At 44.7% G+C, this 6,835-nt stretch carries 7 protein-coding genes; 4 read left to right on the top strand and 3 right to left on the bottom strand.

The features are described 5' to 3' along the window. Positions 1 to 44: 44 nt before the first annotated feature. The gene (locus tag DYD21_RS15385) at positions 45 to 749 is read right to left on the bottom strand and encodes a hypothetical protein (protein WP_116037878.1); all 705 of its coding nucleotides are present in this window, start codon (positions 747 to 749) and stop codon (positions 45 to 47) included. Between the two features lie 144 nt (positions 750 to 893). On the opposite strand from DYD21_RS15385, the gene DYD21_RS15380 reads away from it, so the two are divergent. Both DYD21_RS15380 and DYD21_RS15375 read left to right on the top strand, forming a co-directional pair. Continuing rightward, entirely contained in the window at positions 894 to 1,865 is a 972-nt protein-coding gene (locus tag DYD21_RS15380) for a M20/M25/M40 family metallo-hydrolase (RefSeq protein WP_116037896.1), read from the top strand. 93 nt (positions 1,866 to 1,958) lie between these two features. Next, complete coding sequence (locus DYD21_RS15375; protein ID WP_116037877.1) at positions 1,959 to 2,888, top strand: CPBP family intramembrane glutamic endopeptidase; 930 nt, start codon at positions 1,959 to 1,961, stop codon at positions 2,886 to 2,888. A gap of 7 nt (positions 2,889 to 2,895) precedes the next feature. On the opposite strand, the gene DYD21_RS15370 is transcribed toward DYD21_RS15375, so the two are convergent. Continuing rightward, a complete protein-coding gene (locus tag DYD21_RS15370; RefSeq protein ID WP_116037876.1) occupies positions 2,896 to 3,243 on the bottom strand; it encodes a hypothetical protein in 348 nt (115 codons plus the stop codon). 51 nt (positions 3,244 to 3,294) lie between these two features. On the opposite strand from DYD21_RS15370, the gene mnmE reads away from it, so the two are divergent. Then, the gene (mnmE, locus tag DYD21_RS15365; protein WP_116037895.1) at positions 3,295 to 4,671 is read left to right on the top strand and encodes a tRNA uridine-5-carboxymethylaminomethyl(34) synthesis GTPase MnmE; all 1,377 of its coding nucleotides are present in this window, start codon (positions 3,295 to 3,297) and stop codon (positions 4,669 to 4,671) included. Between the two features lie 170 nt (positions 4,672 to 4,841). Continuing rightward, positions 4,842 to 5,141, top strand: coding sequence for a hypothetical protein (locus DYD21_RS15360; protein WP_116037875.1), 300 nt, complete (start codon positions 4,842 to 4,844; stop codon positions 5,139 to 5,141). Between the two features lie 180 nt (positions 5,142 to 5,321). Here the strand turns inward: DYD21_RS15360 and DYD21_RS15355 are convergent, their stop codons facing one another. Beyond that, a complete protein-coding gene (locus tag DYD21_RS15355) occupies positions 5,322 to 6,830 on the bottom strand; it encodes a Xaa-Pro peptidase family protein (protein ID WP_116037874.1) in 1,509 nt (502 codons plus the stop codon). Between the last annotated feature and the right edge of the window lie 5 nt (positions 6,831 to 6,835).

The raw sequence follows: 6,835 nt of genomic DNA, 5'->3' as shown, positions 1-6,835 counted from the left end.
TGCACTCAACATTCAAAACTCAAAACTCAGCACTCAAACACTCATCACTGATTACTAATCCGGTACCGGATAATTTCCTCCATCGAAATATCCTCTCCGCGTTGCTGTTGTAGTTCACGAATCAGACCGGCAGTAACCCCAATTCTTCTCATTCGCAGCAGCTGATCTTTGGTCACATCTCCATACCCCAGGTCGTGCAGTGTGCTGGTGAATTGTGCAGTAACTCCGGCGCGCCTCAGGCTGATAATCTCATCTACATCAAGATCATACCCGAGTTCTATCATCATGGCAACAAAGGCGGATGAAGCTCCGGCTCCGGCAAGGGCCCGGGCCTGGCTGAGTGTGAGGTCAGTATAGCCAAGGGCGCGAATATTGGAAATGTATGTTGCAGTAACGCCGTCAGATCGTAAATCCCTGAGGTCATCGTGTGAAAGCCCATGATAACCCATCTCTTCCATCCGGCTGCCCATTCGGTTCAGGAGATCCGTACTCGGTCCGCTGATTGAAGGAGTGCTTATCCCGGAGGATACAAAAATGGGAGAGAAAATTCCTGGACCAGTATTTTTGATAAGAAAAAATCCCCCGCCCACAAGCAGTACGAGGAGAATGAAAGAGCGAAAACGGTTTTTCTTTACCGGCGGATCAGGTTCTGAAATAGCCTCTTTTTCAGCTTTATCGAGATAGCGATCCAGCGGGTCCTGAGGTTCATCCCGAAGATGGTTATGTAAGCGATCAGATTGATCTTTCATGGATTTGTGATTCTGTTCTGATAGAAAACTATTTTGATATTACGTCAAATTTTGAAGAAAGTTATCCTTCAAAAATTATTTCGTTGTTTAATGATCAGAACTATTATTTTGGAGCGGTTTCAAAAAAATAAATCCGATCTATTTATGAAGAAGTTAAATCTCGTTCTCCTTTCAGCCCTCTTTTTGTTCGCAATTACCTCGTGCAGCGGCGAGGATCCGGCAACAGAACAACAAGATGTTTCCGAAATCCCTGAAACACTGCTTGACCAGGCTCTTGAAGATGTGGAGTATCTTGCATCGGATGAACTGGAGGGCCGGCGTACCGGAACTGAAGGAAACCGGATGGCGCAGGATTACATTGAAAACCGGTTTGAAAGCCTCGGTCTGCAGACATTCGGCGAAAGTTACCGTCATCTTTTTGATCACACCAATCGCCGGACGAATGAAGAGTTTACCGACGCTGTAAACCTGATCGGGTACATAGAAGGGAGTGCAAACCAGGATCGGTACATCGTTGTGACAGCACATTACGATCACCTGGGAATCAGTGATGGTGAAATTTACAACGGAGCGGACGATAATGCATCCGGAACCGGTGGTTTGATGGCAGCAGCAGCTTATTTTACCGATAATCAACCCGAAAACAGCATCATGTTTATCGCTTTTGATGCGGAAGAGCAGGGGCTTGGAGGCGCACGATACTTTGTTGAAAATCCGGTTGTTTCCCTTGAAGATATGGTGTTGAACATCAATATGGATATGATCAGCACTAATTTTGAGGATGAACTTTACGCGGTGGGCACATACCACTATCCCTACCTGAAACCGATGATTGAGGAGTATACAGCAGATGCTTCGATTGATGTGCTGTTTGGCTATGATTCTGATGAGTGGGATCAGGACTGGACGCTGTCATCCGATCACGGTCCGTTTCATCAGCAGGGCGTTCCGTTTGTCTATTTCGGAGTGGAAGATCACGATCACTATCACGCACCGACCGATACGTTTGAGAATATCAATCCTGAGTTTTACAGGAATTCAGTCCGCACGATCATCCGCGTAATTGAGGGATTTGACAGGGATCTGGACAGCGTAGTGGAGCAATCAGACAGGTAGCAGTTAAATTCTAATAATCTTAATGCAACCAGTGGTGCTTATCTCCGTACCTGTTTCTGTTTGATATTTTTTTTGTAAGATAAATCAGGATCTATGAGAGAAAGAGACGGTGTATTATTCAACAATTCAGAAAAAATCAGAGAGCGCTTCAGCAGGGTTCCCATCGCAAAAAGCTTTTTTGCACTTTTGCTGTGGGGAGGAATCGGTGGGATTGCCCTGTACTATTTATATCAGAGTTTTGACCTGGATCAGACAACCTTCGAGCTAATTGTTTTTTATGCGGTTTATGCTGTTCCTTTACTTCTGACTCTCTGGGTATTAAAATGGGACAGGCTTCCTGTAACGCCGGTTTTTATCGGGGAGAAGAAAAATTTACCGAAGACAGCCTACGTCTTCATTCTGTTTACCATCACCATCAGCACAATATGGGTTACCCTTATTCTGCTCCATGCGGTCGATCCCGGCTGGGCTGAATCGCATCTTAACTGGCTGAACAGTATTGAAATGTTCGATATCGGTGACGATACCACATTCATTCAATATTTTTTGATTTTTGGGGTGATCGCAGTCGTGGCGCCGATCGTAGAGGAAATAGTTTTCCGGGGGATTTTAATCGAGAGGCTGGGCAGGAAGTTCGGGTATACAAGCGCGCTCATAACGTCGTCGGTATTTTTTGGATTTCTGCACGTCAGCTTCATTTCAGCCACAATTTTCGGACTGATCCTGGGGATTTTATACCTGAAAACGCGGTCTCTCATGCTTCCGGTTCTCATCCATATGGCCAATAATGCCATCGCAACATTTTTAATCTTCACAGAAGAGAGCTTCGATTTCGCCGCGTGGGAAACCGTCACACCGTATATAGAAAACGCATGGATAGGCATCCTGCTGTTTGCTGCGGTAATGGCGTGGTTTGTCTGGTTCCTGAAAGAGAACTGGAGTACTGTAACAAATATGAATCCTTTTGGAGACCAGGGAACCGCTTCATCAAGTGAAATAAGTGATCCAGAAACTCATCAGTGATACGGCATCAGTTTTCACAGCAGCAGCAACTATTAGATGCTGCCATAACCCCGTTTTCAGGAACTTTTGTTTCAATTTGATTTGTATCGACTCTGCAATCGTTAAAGCCGGCTTTGAAATCTTCCCATCCAAAGATTAATCCGCTGGTAAACAGAAATATACTGGCGATAAAATAGTACCGGATTTTCCCCTTAATTCGGATTTGTTTGATTACTGTTGATGCAAAGCCGATGAAAAATGTAATAATTGAAGCGACAAGTAGTATATCCGCAAATAAACTCATGATGATCTCTTTTTTTGATTTTGATGTTGTTTTAATCTCTGCTTGTATCCGAGAATAAATAATTTTTTTCAAAAATGTTTGGTTAATTTCTACTCATTTAAAATTCAAGCAAATCCCCGGAAATTGTCAGACATCATTCAAAATCAGCCCATTGCAGCTATTGCCACTCCTGTTGGAGAAGGGGGGATTGCCGTGATTCGTGTTTCAGGCCGCGAGTCAATAAAAAAAGTGAACGCATGTTTTCGCGGGAAAGATCTGACGGATGCAGATTCACACACAGTCCACTTTGGGAAAATCATCAAAAAAGATGGCCGTGTAGTGGATGAAGTGCTGGCAACCATTTTCAGATCTCCAAGGTCCTACACCGGTGAAGAAACGGTTGAAATATCCTGCCACGGCGGTGTGCTGGTCACCCAGGCAGTGCTCGAAACTATCCTCGAACAAAATGTACGCGCTGCTGAGCCGGGAGAATTTACCCAGCGCGCATTTCTGAACGGAAAACTCGACCTGGAGCAGGCGGAAGCAGTGGCCGACCTCATTCACGCCAAAAGTATAAAGGCGGTGGACGCAGCTCATCAGCAGCTTGAGGGAAAGCTGGGGGAGCACATCAAAACATTTCGTCAGCAGATTATCGACGCTACCGCGATGGTGGAGCTGGAACTCGATTTTATTGAGGAAGATGTGGAGTTCGCGAATAAAGATCAGCTGAGAAAACTGCTCCTTGATGTGGAGCAGGAGATCAACACACTGCTCGAAACCTACGAAACCGGGCGGCTGGTGAAAGATGGTGTCAGAACGGTGTTCATCGGAAGACCCAACGCGGGAAAATCTACGCTGCTGAACACACTGGTCGGAAGTGAGCGCGCTATTGTAACCGAAATTGCCGGAACCACCCGTGATACGATCGATGCCGACTGGAGCTACGACGGCCTTCTGTTTAAACTGATTGATACCGCCGGGCTCCGCGATACTGAAGATGTGATTGAGGCGGAAGGAGTTAAACGATCACAAAAAGCATTTGAGCAGGCGGATCTGGTGGTTTATCTGAAGGATTTGTCACTGCCGATGGACAGCAGTGAACGGGAAGAAATTGCCGCTTTCCAGAAACGGGCGGGGGAGACACCCTTCCTTCTGGTCGGCACCAAGCTCGATCTCGAACTGCCGTCTGAAGAGGAACGTATCCACTTTGATTTGAAAATCTCTTCTGTCGATAACACAAACATCGACAGACTAAAAAAACAGATGAAACAGCGGGCACTGGAGAGCAAAGATTACGATACATCCAGCTTGCTGGTTACCTCCTCGCGTCACCGCGACGCACTGCAGAAGGCACGTGAAAATGTACAGCGGGCCATTCAGGCACTCGACAGGGGAATGACCGGTGACTTTCTCTCCATCGACCTTCGGGCTGCACTCAAAGAACTGGGCGCCATTACAGGAGAGATCACCAACGAACACCTGCTTGATTCGATTTTCTCGCGTTTTTGTATTGGTAAGTAATACTGTCTCCGCCCACTTTTTATTTTTTAGATGCAATATCTTGCTGAAAAGCAGAGTATGATAAGTTTTGTCCAATTTGATAAAACCATATGATTTTTATAAATACACTAATTAAGAATGAGTCCATGAATTCATCAAGCAAATAAAAGTTCAAATCTAACTATTTAACTATGAGCGAAAATATAGAATCCCTGAAATCTGTAAATAGAATCTGGCATATTATTAACATAATTGGAATGGCAATGATTGCGATTTCTGTAATTGTCGGTCTATACTTACTTATTCAAACTATAACTACGAATGTTGCAGCAGGAATGGGTATGCGTGTACCTGGGGGGAATTTTATCGGTTTGATATCCGGTTTAATGGTAATGATTCAAGGTTCAATTGCAGGAGTGTTACTAATCGCTTTTTCAAAACTGGGTGAGTCTGTAAATAGGATTGAAATCAGCTTGAGCCAGCGAGGGTAATTTGATTAGCGCAGGTGATTTACTAAGCTTGAAAGCTTGTCGAAATATGCAATAATAATCGACTTCTATTTATAAAGTGTCGAAATTATCGACACTTTTTTCAAAGAAAAGAAGAACCGTAAATTTCGTAATGCCTCAACTTCACAATTAGATACTCGACATTCTGCGGTTCTCAATTAGTTATTCAAGCGTAAAATCAAATCTCTGCAACATTCCTTCTTCTGCCATCAATGCTTCAATTCCATCAATATCACGCGGTACAAAATCGGTAATCACCTCCACTCCATCTTCCGTTACGACGATCATATCTTCCAGCCGAAGATAAATATTCTCTTCCGGGACTCTGAATTGTGGTTCAATTACAAAAACCATTCCGGGTTCGATAGGGGTTGAGTAATCACCTACATCGTGGACAGCAAGACCCACTCCATGACCCAGCCCCATATTTGGGTTCAGACGCTGTTGGTAAGAGACAATAAACTCTTCAGCCGCCTGCCTGTAGATCTCTTTCGAAAACTCCATATCAGCAAAAACGTTTTCAAATTCATTCAGGGTTTTTCTCATTATTTCTTCCGGAGTACGACCAATCTCGATGTTGTAAAGAATCGCTTCATAGAACTCGAGATAGAAGGAATAAAGCTCACGCTGAACCGGATTGAAGGTTCCATTAGCCGGCCACATGCGTGCCATATCACTGGTGTAATAGTCATAGACGGGACCGTAATCCATCAGGATCATATCCCCGTCACGGGCGGACCGTTCACTGCCATGATAATGATTCATGTATGCATCTGGTCCGATATGAGTCAAAGCATAATACCCTTCACCCTCCACACCGTTTTTCCAATAAATGTACCGCGCAATTGCTTCCATTTCGTACGCTTTGATCCCCGGTTTGGTTGAGCGAATGGACTCCATAATAGCATGTCCCTGCAGATCACTTGATTTAGTGATCAATTCAATTTCCGCTGCACTTTTAATCTTTCGCATCTCATCGGTGATGGGGTCCAGATTCTGCATTTCCAGGGTCGTGGTCAGTTTTTCAAGATGCTCGATAAATTCCTGATGACGGCCGGGACGTTCATCAAACGGATCGTTTTGCCGGTCGTTCAGTGTCCGGTTGGCAATGGAGCGCGTAACTCCAAGATTTTCGTACGGGCTCAGGTGGGTAAATACATTTGAATAGCCGCGATCTTCATTGAGAGCTTCAATGTCGGGTTTCAGATCATCAATATGTTTAACCGCATCAATACCGGAGAGATCTTTTACCAGATCTGCATCCTGGTAAGAGAGCACTTTTCCCTCACCATATTCCCGGCGTTCATTTCTGTCCTGAAGGTAAACCGTGGCAACTCTATCGGGTCCGTCAAGAATCAGGTAGGCATAGGGTGATTCAATCCCTGAGAGGTAATAAAATTCATTGTTCTGCCGGAAAAACTGAAATCCCATCGGCATGGGAGCTCCCTGGAGAATGGCAAAGGAATCATTGCCGATCTGGTCGTAGACTTTGTTTCTTCTCTCACTAAACTCGGCTTGCGAAAAGTGTTTTGTGAAAAGCGGACGCTCTTCTTTTTCGGTGGATGTATTCCAGCTATGCTGAGCATCAGCAGGTATAACTGCAAAGGTTGTGAACAGGATTATTCCGAAGAATATGGTTAAGACAGGATCTGATTTGAGGCTGAATTTCATATGCG

This window comes from Rhodohalobacter sp. SW132 (assembly GCF_003390325.1).
GTDB lineage: Bacteria > Bacteroidota > Rhodothermia > Balneolales > Balneolaceae > SW132.
This window is presented reverse-complemented; position numbering and strand designations above follow the sequence as displayed.